At 51.7% G+C, this 15,576-nt stretch carries 15 protein-coding genes; 8 read left to right on the top strand and 7 right to left on the bottom strand.

Translation table 11 applies throughout. The features are described from left to right. Positions 1–4: 4 nt before the first annotated feature. Positions 5–2,317 carry a putative bifunctional diguanylate cyclase/phosphodiesterase gene (locus V6U78_RS11145; RefSeq protein WP_405340698.1) on the bottom strand — a complete coding sequence of 771 codons (2,313 nt, stop codon included), beginning with the start codon at positions 2,315–2,317 and terminating at the stop codon, positions 5–7. Further along, positions 2,318–2,692, bottom strand: coding sequence for an SUI1 family translation initiation factor (locus V6U78_RS11150; RefSeq protein ID WP_405340701.1), 375 nt, complete (start codon positions 2,690–2,692; stop codon positions 2,318–2,320). 93 nt (positions 2,693–2,785) lie between these two features. On the opposite strand from V6U78_RS11150, the gene V6U78_RS11155 reads away from it, so the two are divergent. Genes V6U78_RS11155 through V6U78_RS11165 form a run of 3 tightly spaced genes read left to right on the top strand, consistent with a single transcriptional unit; the run spans position 2,786 to position 5,864 of the window. Next, positions 2,786–3,688, top strand: a complete 903-nt coding sequence (locus V6U78_RS11155; protein ID WP_405340704.1) for an acyltransferase — start codon at positions 2,786–2,788, stop codon at positions 3,686–3,688. Positions 3,689–3,697: 9 nt separating this feature from the next. After that, the gene (locus V6U78_RS11160) at positions 3,698–5,452 is read left to right on the top strand and encodes a putative bifunctional diguanylate cyclase/phosphodiesterase (protein ID WP_405340707.1); all 1,755 of its coding nucleotides are present in this window, start codon (positions 3,698–3,700) and stop codon (positions 5,450–5,452) included. Next, positions 5,433–5,864, top strand: a complete 432-nt coding sequence (locus tag V6U78_RS11165; protein WP_405340710.1) for a group II truncated hemoglobin — start codon at positions 5,433–5,435, stop codon at positions 5,862–5,864. Before V6U78_RS11160 ends, V6U78_RS11165 begins: the two co-directional genes overlap by 20 nt. A 98-nt stretch (positions 5,865–5,962) precedes the next feature. On the opposite strand, the gene fba is transcribed toward V6U78_RS11165, so the two are convergent. The 3 genes from fba to V6U78_RS11180 are packed head-to-tail and all read right to left on the bottom strand — an operon-like array spanning position 5,963 to position 9,325. Beyond that, positions 5,963–7,027, bottom strand: a complete 1,065-nt coding sequence (gene fba, locus V6U78_RS11170; protein WP_405340713.1) for a class II fructose-bisphosphate aldolase — start codon at positions 7,025–7,027, stop codon at positions 5,963–5,965. A gap of 39 nt (positions 7,028–7,066) precedes the next feature. Beyond that, positions 7,067–8,233 carry a phosphoglycerate kinase gene (locus tag V6U78_RS11175; RefSeq protein WP_405340716.1) on the bottom strand — a complete coding sequence of 389 codons (1,167 nt, stop codon included), beginning with the start codon at positions 8,231–8,233 and terminating at the stop codon, positions 7,067–7,069. Between the two features lie 51 nt (positions 8,234–8,284). Then, positions 8,285–9,325 (bottom strand): type I glyceraldehyde-3-phosphate dehydrogenase, encoded by a 1,041-nt coding sequence (locus tag V6U78_RS11180; protein WP_405340719.1) that lies wholly within the window; start codon positions 9,323–9,325, stop codon positions 8,285–8,287. A gap of 222 nt (positions 9,326–9,547) precedes the next feature. On the opposite strand from V6U78_RS11180, the gene V6U78_RS11185 reads away from it, so the two are divergent. From V6U78_RS11185 to V6U78_RS11195, 3 genes are all read left to right on the top strand, one after another. Then, the gene (locus V6U78_RS11185) at positions 9,548–9,898 is read left to right on the top strand and encodes a type II toxin-antitoxin system MqsR family toxin (RefSeq protein ID WP_405340722.1); all 351 of its coding nucleotides are present in this window, start codon (positions 9,548–9,550) and stop codon (positions 9,896–9,898) included. 16 nt (positions 9,899–9,914) lie between these two features. After that, on the top strand, positions 9,915–10,370 hold the full coding sequence (locus V6U78_RS11190) for a type II toxin-antitoxin system MqsA family antitoxin (protein WP_405340928.1): 456 nt from the start codon (positions 9,915–9,917) through the stop codon (positions 10,368–10,370). A 100-nt stretch (positions 10,371–10,470) separates the two neighbouring features. Then, entirely contained in the window at positions 10,471–10,668 is a 198-nt protein-coding gene (locus tag V6U78_RS11195) for a hypothetical protein (protein WP_405340725.1), read from the top strand. A 277-nt stretch (positions 10,669–10,945) separates the two neighbouring features. Here V6U78_RS11195 and V6U78_RS11200 read toward each other — a convergent pair whose 3' ends face one another. Further along, positions 10,946–11,053 carry a helix-turn-helix domain-containing protein gene (locus V6U78_RS11200; protein WP_405340727.1) on the bottom strand — a complete coding sequence of 36 codons (108 nt, stop codon included), beginning with the start codon at positions 11,051–11,053 and terminating at the stop codon, positions 10,946–10,948. A gap of 230 nt (positions 11,054–11,283) precedes the next feature. On the opposite strand from V6U78_RS11200, the gene V6U78_RS11205 reads away from it, so the two are divergent. Further along, positions 11,284–11,814 carry a hypothetical protein gene (locus V6U78_RS11205; RefSeq protein ID WP_405340730.1) on the top strand — a complete coding sequence of 177 codons (531 nt, stop codon included), beginning with the start codon at positions 11,284–11,286 and terminating at the stop codon, positions 11,812–11,814. A 168-nt stretch (positions 11,815–11,982) separates the two neighbouring features. On the opposite strand, the gene tkt is transcribed toward V6U78_RS11205, so the two are convergent. Next, positions 11,983–13,989: a transketolase gene (gene tkt, locus V6U78_RS11210; protein WP_405340733.1), complete on the bottom strand. Its 2,007-nt coding sequence runs from the start codon at positions 13,987–13,989 to the stop codon at positions 11,983–11,985. A gap of 290 nt (positions 13,990–14,279) precedes the next feature. Between tkt and metK the strand changes: the two genes are divergently transcribed. After that, positions 14,280–15,506 carry a methionine adenosyltransferase gene (gene metK / locus V6U78_RS11215; RefSeq protein WP_405340736.1) on the top strand — a complete coding sequence of 409 codons (1,227 nt, stop codon included), beginning with the start codon at positions 14,280–14,282 and terminating at the stop codon, positions 15,504–15,506. Positions 15,507–15,576 lie beyond the last annotated feature (70 nt).

Below are 15,576 nucleotides of genomic sequence, written 5' to 3' on the forward strand. Positions count from 1 at the left end.
CCATTCACTGTTGATCGGTTTGATATCGATCCAAAAAGACCTGCGCAGGCTGAGGTTGTCCATACAAGTAACCCTGATGGTGGGTGCAGCCGACGCTGAGCAGGAATTCCCTTTGTTCGGGAGTTTCCACCCCTTCGGCGACCACCTGGAGTTCGAGATGCTGGGCCACGGCCATCATGGTTTCGACTAGCAGGGCATCGCTCGAATCCTGCGGCAGGCCGCGCACGAAGGAGCGATCAATTTTCAGCTCATTAATTGGTAGCTTCTTCAAATAAGAAAGAGAGGAATAGCCTGTGCCAAAGTCATCGATCGAGAAGCGGATGCCAAGCTTTTGCAGCTCCAGCATGCGCTCTGATGATTGCTGGAAATCGGTAATCAGCAAACCCTCTGTGACTTCTAGAGTGAGGCGCTCGGGATTGGCTTGAGACGCCGCCAGTCTGGATTGAATTCGCGCGACAAAATCTGGGTTACGGAATTCACGTGGGCTGATGTTAACGGCAAACTCCAACTCTGGATAGCGCACAGCCAGCGCAAGTGTTTGCTGGAGTACCCAATCGCCGAGCTGAAGGATCAGCCCGGTTTCTTCGGCCAGCGGAATGAAGACATCGGGTGGAATCAGCCCCTTCTCGGGATGCGCCCAACGCAGCAAGGATTCGCAGCCATAGATCTGCCCTTGTGCGTTATTTTTAGGTTGCAGATAAAGGCGCAGCTGGTCGAGTTCGAGCGCCTTGCGTAGCTCACCCTCAAGCAAAAAGCGATCTTCAACCTGATGCTGCATGCTGGGATGGAAGCGCTTCCACAGGCCGCGCCCTGCTTCTTTAGCCGCGTAGAGAGCAATGTCAGCCTCTTTGATCAGTTCATTCAGGCCGCGATCAAATGCTGAGCATAGCGTTAGCCCTAGGCTGTTACCAATCAGATATTCGGCCTGATCAATAATAAAGGGGCGTTCCAGTTCTCGATGCAGGTGCTCAATGCGTTGTTCAAGCTGTGGCCGGGCTGTTTCCTCTGGGCCATCCTCTGTCAGCAAAAGAACATATTCATCGCCACCAAAACGAGCGAGCCGATCGCGCGATTGAAGCTGGGCCTGTAAGCGTTCGGCCACGGCGATCAGCAGTCGATCGCCATGTGTATGCCCTAAGGCATCGTTGATATTCTTGAAGTGATCCAGATCGATAATCGCCAGCCCAAGCAGGCTTTGCTGTGGAGGCAGCTGTTGGCAGAGCTGGATAAACTGCTCATGCAGCAAGAAACGATTTGGCAAATGAGTCAGTGGATCATAATAGGCCAGTTGGCGAATGCGTTCTTCATGGGCGTGGCGCTCGGTCAAATCACGACTGATACCCAGAACACCGACAAAATCCTCTCCTTGGCTGATCAGGGGCGCTTTAATCTTATCTAAGAGTTTGCGCTGCCCATTAGGGAAGCGAGTCCATTCTTCATGACGCAGTGGGCGCTGGTTGGCAAGCACTTGCAGGTCAGAAAGATGGAATGCCTTCGCTTGCTGAGCATCAAAAAGCTCAAAATCGGTGCTCCCCACTATGTCCTTGGCAGGCTTGCCGACAAACTCTGCAAAGCGGGCATTGGCGCCAAGATAAACACCCGCTTTGTTTTTGAAGAAAATCAAATCAGGAATTGAATTCAGTAGCCCTTCAAGAATGGCGGTTTTTTCTTGCAACTTCTTTTGTGCGCGGCGTCTTTGACTGATGTTCCATACCAGCAGTGCAATCACCAGCAGCTGGATCGCAAAGGCCAGCCACATCAGCTGCAGATGCTGCTGTTTACTGCTCAATAGATGTTGATAGCGCTGCTCTGCCAAGGTCTCCAAACGACTGGTGTAATCTAACAGCTGGGCATCAACCAGTTGACGACCACTGATGTCGATAATGACGGAAAACAAGAGCTGTTCGCCGTCATCGCTGAGGAGCGGCCAAGAGTAGACTTCGACGGTGCGAATCTCACCCGAGCTGAGTCGATGGGGAAAGATAAAGTAATTGCGGTTTTCTGTTCGAGCCAGTTCACGCTCGATATCGACATCGGCTGGATCCAGTGCATTGATCTGCTGGATACGCATCTGCTGGAGCTGCTCAACAGAATAGCCATAAAAACGGGCGGCCGCACGGTTCGCTGCGCGTATCTCTCCGCTGGCTGGATCGATGACCAGCATCACTGCACCGTATTCTTCAAAGAAGCGCTCTGGCAATTGAGAGGCAAAGCTAAAACTAGCAGCCTGCACCCATAACCCAAGAGAAAAAAGGCAAGCAGCAATCAGCAACCAAGGGGCAAGAGGACGGCGCGACCAGCGCTGAAATAGACGCATCTAGCCTCCGACGCGCTTGATACGATAGCCTTTCTTTTCTAGATAGGCTTGGAGCTTATCGCGCTGATCGCCTTGAATCTCGATAGCGCGTTCTTTGATGGCACCACCTGTGCCACAAAATTTCTTCAATTCAGCCGCGAGCTTCTTTAATTCCTCCAAGGGAAGGGGAATGTCATAGAGTGCGGTGACGCCCTTGCCCTTGCGGCCTGCCGTTTCCTTACGCATACGGATGGTGCCAGAGAGTCCTGCCAAATAGGCTGCTTCTTCTTGTGTGGCACATTGGCAAGCTTGAAGAGCTTGTGTGCACTCAGGGCATACTTGACCTTGGTCTGTGGAGTACACCAGACGACTGAGTTGATCTTGCAGAGACGGCATAAAAAAGGAAACCTCAAAAAGCTGGCTTAATGCGCCATAAAAAAATAACATTTCGTTGCAAGGGTTTTCTATCATAACTTTGAGAGAGAGAAGATGCGACATCTAGTTATTGGCCTCGCCACCACGAGCCTACTGTTGTTGAATACGCTGGTGGGGATTCTGCCAATGATGGTTTTTGCTTTGTGTAAGCTGTTGATTCCTATCAAGCCAGTGCAGCACTTTTGTTTTGAAGCTGTGCGTTGGATTGCCAGCAACTGGGCCAGTATCAATGCGTTGATTTTTGGCTGGCTGACCCCTGTGCAATGGGAGGTCCGTGGCCAGCAGGATTTGCGCCGCGATCACTCCTTACTGGTGGTCTCGAATCATCAATCCTGGGTGGATATTCCGGCATTGATGGCCGCGATTCATGGTAAAGCGCCATTTTTCACCTTCTTTTTAAAGCGTGAACTGATTTGGGTGCCACTGTTGGGCTTGGCCTGGTGGGCGCTGGAATACCCCTTTATGCGCCGCTTTAGTGCCGAGCAGCTGCGTCGTCGCCCAGAGTTAAAAGGCAAGGATTTAGAGATCACCCAAAAAGCCTGCCAGCGTTTGCAGGGGCGGCCTGTTTCTCTAGTGAACTATCTTGAAGGCACACGCTTTACACCAGCTAAAAAAGAACAGCAGGGCTCTCCCTACCGTTATCTGCTCAAACCCAAATCAGGCGGCATGGCATTTACCTTAAAGGCGATGGGGCGTCAGCTCACTCGTTTGCTTGATGTCACCGTCGTCTATACCAGTGCCACGCCGCCGACTTTTTGGGCCTTGCTCAGTGGTCAGGTAAAGCGGGTGATCATAGATTTGCGTGAGCGGGATATTCCACAGCAGTGGTTAGAGGGAGACTATCAACAAGATCCGCAGTTTCGTGCTGATTTTCAAGCCTGGGTGAATCAACTCTGGGCCGATAAAGATCAGCTCATTGCACAGATTCGTGAACAGGAGGGCTGTGACTCAGCCTAGGTGAAGAAAATGGACTTACAGACACAGGCGGTCAGCGCATTGAGCCGATTGAACGGCCCTTTGCTGGCCCCCTTGATGAGAAGGATACGCCATGCGCTGGTGGTGATGAACGACCAGCGCGAAGTCTTGTATGTCAATCCAGCTTATGAGCGGCTGACTGGCCAGACGCTACAGCAGCTAGGTGGTACGCCTTTTTCGCTGAATCTACAGGCTAAGAACAATCTACGCCTTCAGCAGCAGATAGAAGAAGCGCTGGCGCAGTATGGAACTTGGGAAGGTAAGGTCTGGGATTATCGCCGCGATGGCACCGCCTACCTGCAGCAGGTGAGTATCGAGGCCGTGTACGATGATCAGGGCGCACTGATGAACTATTTGTTCTTATTCAGTGATCTGAATGAACAAGGTATCGCGACTGCTGAATTAGAGCGCCTGACCCACTATGATCCGCTCACTGAATTGCCGAATCGCATGTTGTTTCGTAATCGGCTTGGTCATGAGTTTAATATCTCCAATCGTCATCAGACCCGTACTGGTTTGATTTTGCTGAATCTGGATCGCTTTAAAGTGATCAATGATGCCTTTGGTTTTGCAGCGGGTGATCAGTTGTTGATCGAAATTGCCCAGCGCTTACAAGGAGGTATCCGCCGCACAGATTTGCTGGCGCGTCAGGAACAGCGTCAAGAACGCGATGCGGATTTAATCTCGCGTATGGGCGGGGATGATTTCTCTTTTGTATTAAGTGAGCTGCGTAAACCGGATGACGCGGCCATCGTCGCAGAGCGTTTATTGGGTACGCTTGAAGCCCCCTTTTATATTGGCGATGAAGAGATCTATGTCTCAGCCAGTTTGGGTTTGGCTGTCTATCCAGACAATGCCCATACAGAAGATGGCTTGTTGCAGTGTGCAGAAACTGCTTTAAAGCGTGTTAAGCGTGAAGGCCGAGGTGGCTATCGCTTCTTCTCCGAGGATTTGAATATCGCCAGCGCCAAGCGGGTACGCCTAGAAGCCAAGATGCGCCATGCCATTTTGCATCAGGAGTTCCAGCTGTATTATCAGGCCAAGCAGGATCTGCAAACAGGTCAGCTGGTCGGCGTGGAGGCCTTGATTCGCTGGCCGACTCCCGAGGGCATGATTTTACCGCAGGAGTTTATTCCTCTGGCTGAGGATACAGGGCTTATCAATCCGATTGGGCGCTGGATTTTATTTCAAGCGCTCAAGGATAGCGTCAAGATGAGCCAGGCCTTAGGCTATCCGCTCACCATCGCTGTCAATCTCTCGATGCGCCAGTTTCAGCGCCCAGGGCTGGTGGAGCTGGTGGCCGAGGCTTTACAGGTCACAGGGATCGATCCCCAGCTGGTGGAGCTTGAAATCACCGAAAGCATGGTCGTCGACAAGGTCGATGAGGCCATAGCGACCATGCAGGCCTTGCGTGATCTGGGCGTGGAGCTGGCTATTGATGACTTTGGCACTGGCTATTCTTCGATGGCCTATTTGAAGAACTTCCCCGTCAATACGTTAAAAATCGATCAGTCTTTTGTGCGTGATCTGCACGGCGAGGCCTGCAATACCAGTATTATTACTGCGGTGATTGGCTTGGGGCGGGGCTTGGGGATGCAGGTGGTGGCCGAAGGCGTTGAAAACCAGCAGCAAAGAGACCTGTTGCAACAGGTAGGCTGTCATCTGGGTCAAGGCTATTTTATCGGCTACCCCTTGCCTTTAAAGATTTTATTGGAGCAATGGCAGCATGCAGAATCCACCGATTAAAGATCCGCTCAGTGGTCGCTTTTTTGGCGAAGAAGACACTTCCTATCAGGCCGCAGGTGGACAAGAAGGCCTTGCGCGTCTTTGTGCTGCTTTTTATCGGGTGATGGAGACAGATCCCCAGGCTGCCACGATTCGTGCCATGCATCGTGAGGATTTGAGTGAATCCATTGATAAGCTCACTTGGTTCCTCTGCGGCTGGTTAGGCGGCCCGATAAGTTATCGTGATCGCTATGGACCGATTAACATCCCCAAGGCGCATGCTCATTTGGATATAGGGCCTGCCGAGCGGGATGCCTGGCTCAGCTGTATGCAGCAGGCTTTGGATCAGCAGGATTACACCCCGGAGTTCAAACGCTATCTGATGGCGAGCCTATGGCGGCCTGCTGATTTTAGCCGAACGCGCGATGCTTGATCTTCGTATCAGAACAGCCTGAACGGGGCGAGATGTATGGCCCATAATAAAAAAGCCGACGCACTATAAAACTATGCGTCGGCTTTTTGCATTCCAGCTTACTGGACTTGAGGGACCAGCTCACCACGCAGATAACGCTCTGCCATGTCATCCAGGCTGAGCGCACGGATTTTGCTGGCATGGCCTGCGGTGCCAAAAGCTTCATAGCGGGCAATACAAATATCGGTCATGGCTTTTTGTGAGGCCTTCAGGTATTTGCGTGGGTCAAATTCACTGGGGTTTTGTGCCAGGAACTGACGCACAGCACCGGTGGAAGCAAGGCGTAAGTCTGTATCGATATTGACTTTGCGCACACCATACTTGATGCCTTCCACGATCTCTTCTACAGGCACGCCATAGGTTTCTGGCATCTGGCCGCCAAACTGGTTGATCACTTCAAGCCACTCCTGCGGCACAGAAGAAGAACCATGCATGACTAAGTGGGTGTTGGGGATGCGCGCATGGATCGCCTTGATCTGGCTGATGGCCAGAATATCGCCAGTGGGTGGCTTGGTGAACTTGTAAGCACCGTGGCTGGTACCGATCGCAATCGCCAGCGCATCAACACCTGTTTTCTTCACAAAGTCAGCGGCTTCTTCTGGATCGGTCAGCATCTGGTCGTGTGACAGGATGCCTTCGGCCCCGATACCATCTTCTTCACCCGCTTGGCCGGTTTCTAGGCTACCTAGGCAGCCCAGTTCACCCTCGACCGAGACACCACAGGCATGCGCCATTTCAACCGTGCGGCGGGTGACTTCGACATTGTAGTCGTAGTCGGCTGGGGTTTTGCCGTCTTCACGCAAGGAGCCATCCATCATCACCGAGCTGAAACCCAGTTGGATCGAGCGTTGGCAGACGCTGGGGCTGGTGCCATGATCCTGGTGCATACACACAGGAATATGAGGAAACTCTTCAATCGCGGCCAGAATCAGGTGGCGCAAGAAGGGCGCACCGGCATACTTGCGCGCACCGGCTGAGGCTTGCACGATCACGGGGGAGTCAGTGCGATTGGCGGCTTCCATAATAGCGCGCATTTGTTCGAGGTTGTTGACGTTAAACGCCGGCACGCCATAGCCGTATTCGGCAGCATGGTCGAGCATCTGGCGCAGAGTGATTAAAGCCATAAAAATATTCCTTTCTTAGAGGGCAGACTGCCCGAGCCGTTAAGATTGAGTCGCTGCGGCTTCAAGAGCGGCAACAGCGGGGAGTTTTTTGCCTTCGACATACTCAAGGAAGGCACCGCCTCCAGTCGAAATATAAGAGACCTGTTCAGCTATGCCATATTGGTCAATCGCGGCAAGGGTATCACCACCACCGGCAATCGAAAAGGCAGGACTCTGGGCGATAGCGCGCGATAAGACCTCGGTACCACTACTGAACTGCTGGATTTCAAACACACCTACAGGGCCATTCCACAAAATGGTCTGAGCTTCTTTGAGCAGCAGAGACAGCGCCGCAGCAGAATCTGGACCAATATCCAGGATCATATCGTCTTCGGCGACGTCTTCAACGGCCTTGATGCTGGCCTCAGCTTGATCTGAAAATTCTTTGGCGACCACGACATCGCTAGGCAGAGGAATATTGACCTTCTCCATCAGAGCGCGGGCTTGATCGAGCAGCTCAGGCTCATAGAGGGAGCGACCGACAGGAAAGCCTGCTGCCGCAAGGAAGGTATTGGCAATACCGCCGCCGGTAATGATTTGATCGCACTGCTCTGCCAAGGCATTCAGCACTTCCAGCTTGGTCGAGACCTTGGAGCCACCAACGATGGCCAGCATCGGGCGTGCAGGTTGTGCGAGGGCTTTTTCTAAAGCGTCCAGCTCAGCGGCGAGCAGTGGGCCAGCACAGGCGACAGGCGCAAAGCGGGCGACACCATGCGTCGAGGCCTGAGCGCGATGCGCTGTACCAAAGGCATCCATCACAAAGATATCGCACAGGGCGGCATAGCGTTGGGCCAGCGCGTCAGCGTCTTTTTTCTCACCGAGGTTAAAGCGCACATTTTCTAGCAGCACCACTTCACCGGCGGCCACTTCGACGCCATCCAGATAGTCCTTGATCAGACGCACTGGCTGACCAAGTAGATCGCTCAGATGCTCAGCGACGGGCGCTAAGGAGTTCTTTTCATCGGCCTGGCCTTCTTCTGGGCGACCCAGATGCGACATCAGCATCACCTTGGCTCCAGCCTGTTGTGCGGCCTGGATCGTTGGTAGGCTGGCGCGAATACGCGCATCGGAGCTGACTTTGCCATCTTTAATCGGTACATTCAGATCTTCACGGATCAGCACGCGCTGGCCGGCCAGATCGAGATCGGTCATTTTAATGACTTGCATGGTCTCTCCTCTTGATAAGCTTAATCGGTTTATTCAATGCATCAGTGCAATCTATTGGGGTGAAGCAGGAACAGCAGGTTGAGCTTGCCAGTGCAGCGCGATATCCAGCATCCGATTGGCAAAGCCCCACTCATTATCAAACCAGCATAACAGCTTGAGCAGATGACGCCCTGCCACCCGTGTCTGCGTGGCGTCCACTATGGCAGAGCGCGGATCATGGTTGAAATCGATGGAGGCATGGGGTTCTTCTGTATAGCCTAAAATGCCACTTAAAGCGCCTTGGCTGGCCTCAAGCAAAAGCTGGTTGACCTCGGTGACACCAACAGGCTGATCCAGCCACAGGCTGATATCCATGGCAGAGACATTCAGGGTGGGCACGCGCAGATGTAGGCTTTCTATGCGCCCATCGAGATGAGGCAGCAGACGGCTGATGCCCTTGGCGAGCCCAGTATCGACTGGAATAATCGAGGCCAGGGCTGAGCGGGTCAAGCGCAGATCCTGATGATGATAGGCATCGCTGACGGGCTGATCATTCATCACCGAATGCAGCGTTGTGGTGCTGCCTGCAGCGATACCATAGGCTTCATCGAGCAATTTCAACACAGGAATCAAGCAGTTGGTGGTGCAGGAACCGGCTGAAATAATGCGCTGTTGCGCCTTGAGCTGCTGATGGTTGACGCCATAGATGATGGTGGCATCAACATCCGCTTCAGCTGGTTGTGAAAAAATCAGCCTTTGCGCCCCAGCCTGAAGATGAATCTCTGCCGTGGCGCGATCTTTAAAACTGCCGGTGCACTCTAACAGCAGATCGATGCCCAGCTCCTGCCACGGCAGATCCGCTGCCTTTTGATGGCGTAGCACTTGAAGGGGCTGATCATTAATCCATAACTGGCCGTCAGCGGCACGCACACGGCCAGGAAAGCGACCGTGAATGGTGTCATAGCGCGTAAGGTAAGCCAGGGTTTCAAGGTCGGCCAGTTCGTTCAGGGCCACCAGTTGCAGCGCACGACAATCTTCCCGCTCGACAAGGGCGCGCAGAATACATTGACCAATGCGGCCGTAACCGTTAATAGCAAGGCGTGAAGGTTGCACTATTCAAAGAACCTGACTCAAGAACCGAAATGAAGTCGCCTATTTTCACGCATCGCGCGCATCAGCGCAAACTTGTTTCTCGCGCCCTAATTAAGTGACTGAACTCAGCGCTTTTGCCCAAAGGGTAATAAATCATTACGATGAAACGGTAAAGTAGAGTTTACCTGTGTGAACTCTTTGTGCTAATCTCAACTAACCATTATGGTTACATGGAGTGTTTTCTTGGCTGACCATAATCCACAACAGCCATTCTTCGACCTGAAGCTTGTCAAAGAAGCGGCGGCTAGAGAGGACATCGAATATGAACGCAAAGTTCGCAAAGACATTGCCAATTTGGGCTATGAGCTATCTGATGTCATTTTATGCCTTCAAGGTCTGAAACCAGACCATTTCCACAAGTCCCATGCTTACAATGACCAAGGCTACCCGCTGCGAATGGATGCCTACGTGTACACCTACACCTGGTTTGACAAAAACGAAGATGAAGAAAAGCAAGATAAGCTCTATATCAAGTTTTCATTAGTGAATGGGAAGCTGTTGATTAACCTAGCTTCTTTCCATCTGAGTTCTTAGCGTAGAGAGAAAAATGATGAGCACCTGCAACCTGTGCGGATCAGCATCAGTGAGCACACATCAAGAAAATGAAACCATCAAGTACAAGAGTGGTTTTATCACTCCACTTCTGCCTTACTCAGTCTGTGATGACTGTGGTTATGAGTTTGTTTCTACTGAACAAATCAAAGCGGGTGATGCGTTAATTCGTGAAGCCAAAAAAGACTATGACGGCTTGTACACCAGTGAAGAAATCAAGGCTGCCCGAGAAGAACTGGGCTTAAGCCAGGCTGAAGCCGCTGAACTTTTTGGTGGTGGTCGTAACGCTTTTTCTAAATATGAGCGCGGTGAAGTAGCACAAAGCGTTGCTATGGATCGGTTGATTAAACTCTGCGTAAAAAGCGAAGAAACCTTTGAACACTTAAAGCAGATTGCATACGGCAAAGCAGGCATAGTGGCAGCGACAAAACGCAACAGCCGCAAAGTCGTTTAATTTACAGACCATTTTGAATAACTGCTGGATGACGATCAGTTCACAGCTGATTTTAGTCGATCTTTTGGCATGGGCTATTGCTCGGAAAGGGTAACGATTCATGGATAAAAAACTGCTCAGTGAGGCTAGTGCTGAAATTGAGTTGATTGATATTCATCTATTTATTTGCAACCTACAGCGCTGGGATGAAGAGATTGATGCCTTCAGCATTAAAAAGTCTCAGAAAAACACAGTGGAAGTAACGGGTGAGTTTTATGAGGGACTATGCAAGGTTAACGGATATTGTGGCTTGAGCTGAAAAAAGCCCCTGCATTGCTGTCAAGACTCTATCAAGGGTGTTGTTGGACATGCCGCTAATCTCTCAAGTATATCAACTCACAACGAGGCCGAGTGTTGTTTAACAACAGGTTCTGCTCGTTAAAATCCTTAGCCCGCAGCCTTTGTAGGCTGATCACGTCACTCTCCACTGCTGATTCATCTTCACATTCACCAATAATCAAGGTATCCAGCGAGCACCCCAGCGCTTCTTTTAATAATGCCAGTGATCGGAAGCTGGGCGTCTCACGGCCATTTTCCTAGGCTGATACGGATGATTTTGTCACCTCCACCGCGAACCCCAGCTGCTCCTGCGTCAGGCCGGCGGCCAAACGCAACTGGCGTAATCGGACGGGAAATCGAGACATCGGTAAGCTCCAGCAAATGATCAGGTTTGTTGGAACTAAAGTATAGGGTTTGCTTGAATCTGCTGTATGGTATAGTTGATAATTATTTTTCAGCATATCTTGTTTGTCAGGGTTTTAGATAGGCAGAAATATAAAAACCTTATGTTGTCTTGGCTCTTAATCATATCTTCACTCATTTGATATTTGTGGTGCGATTTTTATTTTTAGTTAAAAAATATATGGAGTTGAAAATGGAGTTGATATTTTTTATTTGGGTTTTGTGTGGTGTGGTTGCAGCTTTTATTGCTAGCTTAAAAGGGGTTAGTATTCTCGGATGGTTTTTTCTAGGGGTTTTGTTTGGGCCTTTATCATGGTTATTTTTGGCTGTGAAAACCTCCGAAGAAAAACCTGATAACATGATAGATGAAAGAACAAGGATTTGCCCATATTGTGCTGAATCAGTAAAGAAGGATGCAAAGGTTTGTAGATATTGTAGTAGGGACTTACCGGATAGAATAATGGGTCTTCATGTTGATGCTGTACGTGAAGGTGAGGCTAAAATAAAAGGTGTGCGTGTTGGTGATGTCATTTATAAAATCGCCGATAAATATGTTATTGATAATAGTGTGTTGAAGCAGTGTATGAATGATCTTGAAGGGCAGGAAGTGAATCTCTTAATTGCTCGTGATAGCCATGTTGTTAATATTTTTATTAAGGCAGGGCCTCTTGGTGTTTCATGTAGTGAGTTAGAGATAGATAAACCATTCGGGTCTGATAATTGAAGTTGTATTTTTTATGGCTGAAATTATGCCGGTCCCTTAGATTTTCTTCTTAAGAAGCTCTTGAGGAATTTTTTGACTGAAAGACTTATCTCGCGCCCTGCGCTCAAGCCTCGCCCAATAAAAAAACGGAGCCAAGAGTGGCTCCGTTGGGCTGATCAAACGTGACGATTAATCGTCCAGACCTTCGAGCAGTTCTTCGACAGTGGCGACCACATTTTCAACGGTGAAGCCAAACTCGGCAAAGAGCTGATCTGCTGGCGCGGATTCACCAAAGGTTTCCATGCCGATAATCGCGCCTTCCAGACCGGCATACTTGTACCACCAGTCTTTGTGTGAGGCTTCGATGACGACGCGGGCACCCACTTCTGCAGGCAGAACGGCCTGACGATAAGCGGCATCCTGCTGCTCGAATACATCAGTAGAAGGCAGGCTGACCACGCGAATCTGCTTGCCTTGTGCGCTCAGCTGCTCAGCGGCTTGCATCGCGAGGCCCACTTCTGAGCCAGTCGCGATCAGAAGGGCTTCAGGCTCACCAGTGCAATCACGCAGGATGTAACCGCCACGGGCGATATTGGCCAGTTGAGCGGCATCGCGCTGCTGATGGGGCAGGTTCTGACGCGAGAAGATCAGTGCGGTGGGGCCGTCTTTACGCTCCAGAGCGGATTTCCAGGCTACAGCGGTTTCCACAGCATCGGCAGGACGCCAAACACTCATATTCGGCGTGCCGCGCAGGCTGGCGAGCTGTTCAATCGGCTGGTGGGTGGGGCCATCTTCGCCCAAGCCAATCGAGTCATGAGTAAAGACCTCAATATGCTGCTTCTTCATCAGCGCGGCCATACGCAGGGCATTACGCGCATATTCCATAAAGATCAGGAAGGTCGCACCATAGGGGATAAAACCACCGTGCAGGCTGATGCCGTTGATGATCGCCGCCATACCGAACTCGCGCACACCATAGTGGACGTAGTTACCCGAGGCATCTTCACGCGTGATGGCCTTGGCACCCTTCCAGAAGGTCAGGTTGGAGGGGGCGAGGTCAGCAGAGCCGCCGAGCAGCTCAGGCAGCTGAGGGGCAAGGGTATTGAGCACATTCTGGCTGGCTTTGCGACTGGCGATGGTTTCGCCTGCGGCTTGCAGCTGCGCGATGTAGGCTTCGAGGTTGGCTTGGAAATCCTGCGGCAGATCACCTTGCATCCGGCGCGTATATTCAGCCGCCAGTTCTGGGTGGGCCTGCTGGTAGGCAGCGAACTTCTGCTCCCAACTGGCTTCAGCCGCTGCGCCTTTTTGCTGGGCATTCCACGCTGCGGCGATGTCTTCAGGAATCACAAACGGCGCATGCGGCCAGCCGAGTTGCTCACGCGTGAGGGCGATTTCATCCTCACCCAGCGGGGCACCGTGGCAGTCTTCTTTACCGCCCTTATTAGGCGAGCCAAAACCTATCACGGTTTTGCAGATAATCAGGGTGGGGCGCTCATCATCTTGGCGCGCGGTTTCAATCGCGGCCTTGATTTCTTCTGGCTGATGACCATCGACGCGCAGAACCTGCCAGCCGTAAGCTTCAAAGCGTTGTGCGGTGTTGTCGGTAAACCAGCCTTCCACTTCGCCATCAATTGAGATGCCATTGTCATCATAGAAGGCGATCAGCTTGCCCAGACCCAGTGTACCGGCAAGTGAACAAACTTCATGTGAAATGCCTTCCATCAAACAGCCATCACCAAGGAAGCAGTAGGTAAAGTGGTCAACGATGGCATGCTGAGGGCGGTTGAACTGAGCCGCGAGGGTTTTTTCTGCCAGCGCCATGCCCACGGCATTGGCGATGCCTTGGCCGAGTGGGCCAGTGGTGGTTTCAACGCCAGGGGTATAGCCATATTCTGGATGGCCAGGTGTTTTGCTGTGCAGTTGGCGGAAGTTTTGCAGATCTTCTAGCGTCACATCATAGCCAGAAAGATGCAGCAGGGCATAAATCAGCATCGAGCCGTGGCCGTTGGAGAGCACAAAGCGATCACGATCTGTCCAGTTGGGGTTGCCTGGGTTGTGCTTGAAATAATCGTTCCACAGCACTTCGGCGATGTCTGCCATGCCCATCGGCGCGCCTGGGTGCCCGGACTTGGCCTTTTGGACGGCATCCATCGCCAGGGCGCGTATTGCATTGGCGCGGTCGAAACGTGAAGTCATGGGTCGTGCTCTCCTCACCTAAGGTGTGTTATCAAAAATAAAGCGCGCCGAATCAGGCGCTGCAAAAAGCTATTTTCTCGCATCTTGCCAAGCGTGGCAAATCCCGCGCCCTGTCAGTGCTGGTTCAACTTGAGCGGCGTTCATCTCAAGCGGGGGCTTTTTCAAGTGCAAGCACTGCGATAGCTGGTTAGAATGCATAGAGAACAGCAAGGTGCCGTTGAAAGTCAGCATCAAAGCGCACTGATTTTGAGGTTATTTCCTTTTTTATCAACAGGAGCATAAAGCCAGCTATGAGCGAATATTCCATTTTTACTTCTGAGTCTGTCTCTGAGGGCCATCCTGATAAACTGGCTGATCAAATCTCCGATGCCGTCCTCGATGCATTGCTGGCGCGTGATAAGCAGGCGCGTGTGGCTTGTGAAACCATGGTCAAAACGGGCGTGGCGATTGTTGGCGGCGAGATTTCAACCAATGCTTGGGTGGATCTAGAAGATCTGGTGCGCAATGTGATCAAGGACATCGGCTACACCTCCTCTGAGGTGGGTTATGATGCCGATACCTGTGGTGTGATCAATATTATTGGCAAGCAATCTGTTGATATTGCTCAGGGTGTGGATCGTCAAAAGCCAGAAGATCAAGGCGCAGGCGATCAGGGCTTGATGTTTGGCTATGCCTCGAATGAAACCGATGTGTTGATGCCCGCCCCGATTACCTGGGCGCATCGCTTGGTAGAGCGCCAAGCCGAAGTGCGCAAAACCGGCCTGTTGAACTGGCTGCGCCCAGATGCCAAGAGCCAAGTCACCTGCCGCTATGACCAGGGCAAGGTGGTGGGTATTGATGCGGTGGTGTTATCGACTCAGCATCATCCCGACGTATCACAAAAAGATCTGCAAGAAGCCGTGATGGAGCTGATCATCAAGCAAGTGCTGCCAGCTGAGCTGCTGCATGCAGGAACCCAGTTTCATATCAACCCCACGGGTAAGTTTGTTATCGGCGGCCCCGTTGGTGACTGTGGTTTGACGGGCCGCAAAATCATTGTCGATACCTATGGTGGGATGGCGCGCCATGGCGGTGGTGCCTTCTCAGGCAAAGATCCTTCTAAAGTCGATCGCTCTGCGGCCTATGCTGGGCGCTATGTGGCGAAGAATCTGGTCGCTGCTGGCTTGGCCGAGCGTTGTGAGATACAGGTCTCCTACGCAATTGGTGTGGCTGAACCCACCTCGGTTTCGATCAACACCTTTGGTACTGGCAAGATCAGTGATGCCCGTTTGATTGAGCTGGTGCGCGCGCATTTTGATCTGCGTCCTTATGCGATTACCAAGATGCTGGATCTGCTGCATCCGATGTATCGCCTGACTGCCGCCTATGGTCACTTTGGTCGTCACCCATTTGAAACCAGCTATCAGTGGAAGAATGATGCGGGCGTGGTGCAGGAAGAGTCCTTCCTCGCCTTCCCGTGGGAGAAGACAGATAAAGCCGAAGCGCTGCGTGCAGCGGCTGGCCTGAGCGCCGAGTAAGACCGAGGTTGGTCATCAAACCCTAAAGCTTGCTTTGGGGTTTTTTTATATCTCGATCAGTCGTCTGAGC

Origin of the sequence: Marinospirillum alkalitolerans (assembly GCF_045055655.1) — a bacterium.
GTDB lineage: Bacteria > Pseudomonadota > Gammaproteobacteria > Pseudomonadales > Halomonadaceae > Marinospirillum > Marinospirillum alkalitolerans.